Raw genomic sequence first — 1,918 nt, forward strand, 5'->3', positions numbered from 1 at the left:
TGCCCACCCGCTTCGCCCGGTCGGATACTCGTGCGCGGGGCTACTCGCGCACGGGGCGACGACACGCGGCACAGCGGAGGGAGCCGGTCATGGCCTCCAGAGGCTGGCAGTTCTGGGTGGACCGGGGCGGCACCTTCACCGATGTGGTCGCACTGGCCCCGGACGGCCGTCTGCTGACCCACAAGCTGCTCTCGCACGACCCGGCCCGCTACCAGGACCCCGCCGTCGCCGGTATCCGGGCTCTGCTCCCCCCCGGAGCGGACATCGAGTCCGTCCGGATGGGCACCACCGTGGCCACCAACGCCCTGCTGGAGCGCACCGGCGAGCCGACCGCGCTGTGCATCACCCGCGGCTTCGCGGACGCGCTACGGATCGGCTACCAGAACCGGCCGCAGATCTTCGCCCGCGGGATCACCCTGCCCGAGCCGCTGTACGCCCGGGTCGTCGAGGTGGACGAGCGGATCGCCGCCGACGGCAAGGTGCTGCGCGCGCCCGACCTCGATCGGCTCGCCGAGGACCTGCGCGACTGCCTGGACGCCGGAATCCGCTCCGTTGCCGTGGTCTGCCTGCACAGTTACCTGCACCCCGCCCACGAGCGCGCGATCGGGCACCTCGCCGAGCGGCTCGGGTTCGACCAGGTGTCGCTGTCCAGCGAGGCGAGCCCGCTGATGAAGCTGGTGCCGCGCGGGGACACCGCCGTCGTCGACGCCTACCTCAACCCCGGCCTGCGCCGCTACGTTCGGCAGGTGGCGGACGAACTGGCCGGTGTCCGGCTGATGTTCATGCAGTCCAACGGCGGGCTGGCGGAGGCCGGGCACTTCCGGGGCAAGGACGCGATCCTCTCCTGCCCGGCCGGCGGCATCGTCGGCATGGTGCGGATGTCCGAACTGGCCGGCCACCAGCGGGTGATCGGCTTCGACATGGGCGGCACGTCCACGGACGTGTCGCACTTCGCGGGCGAGTACGAGCGGGTGGTGACCACCCAGGTCGCCGGGGTCCGGCTGCGGGCGCCGATGCTCGCCATCCACACCGTCGCGGCGGGCGGCGGCTCGGTGCTGCGCTTCGACGGCGAACGTCTGCGGGTCGGGCCGGACTCGGCCGGCGCGGATCCCGGGCCGGCCTGCTACCGGGGCGGCGGTCCGCTGACGGTGACCGACGCCAACCTGCTGCTCGGCCGGATCCAGGCCGGGCACTTCCCGCACGTCTTCGGCCCGGACGGTGACCAGCCGCTCGACCAAGAGCTGACCCGACGCCGGTTCGCCGAACTGGCCGAGGATATCGGCGACCGTACGGCCGAGGAGACGGCCGAGGGATTCCTGCGGATCGCCGTGGGCAACATCGCCAACGCGATCAAGCGCATCTCCGTCCAGCAGGGCCACGACGTCACCCGCTACGCGCTGACCACCTTCGGCGGCGCGGGCGGCCAGGTCGCCTGCCCGGTGGCCGAGGCGCTGGGCATCCGCACCGTGCTCGTCCCGCCGATGGCCGGCGTGCTGTCCGCCCTCGGCATCGGCCTGGCCGACACCACCGTGCTGCGCGAGCACGCCGTCGAACGGCCGCTGGCGGAGGAGGAGACGGCCGCCGTCCACACCCTCGCCGAGGAGCTGGCGGCGGCGGCCACCGAGCAGCTGCTCGACCAGGGCGTACCGGAGGATCGGATCCGGCTGGCCCACCGGGCCCGGCTGCGCTACCAGGGCACCGACACCACGATCGGCGTCCCCCTCGGCGAACCGGCCGACATGAAGGCCGAGTTCGAGGAGCGCCACCGGGCCACCTACTCCTTCCTGATGGACCGCCCACTGGTGATCGAGGCCCTGGCCGTCGAGGGCACCGGCGTCACCGAGCAGCCGGCACTGGACGCCCTCTCCCCCACCTCCGAGGCCCCGGCGGAGCCCACCACCGTCTCGTTGTACACCCA

Annotated in this window: 1 protein-coding gene; it reads left to right on the forward strand. The window is 73.2% G+C overall.

Translation table 11 applies throughout. The annotated features are described in order from the left end of the window. Window positions 1-89: 89 nt before the first annotated feature. Window positions 90-1,918, forward strand: a 1,829-nt coding sequence (locus ACFQ87_RS40670; protein WP_380615999.1) for a hydantoinase/oxoprolinase family protein, incomplete at its 3' end; no start/stop codon positions are given.

Origin of the sequence: Kitasatospora sp. NPDC056531, from assembly GCF_042794375.1 — a bacterium.
Classification (GTDB): Bacteria; Actinomycetota; Actinomycetes; order Streptomycetales; family Streptomycetaceae; genus Kitasatospora.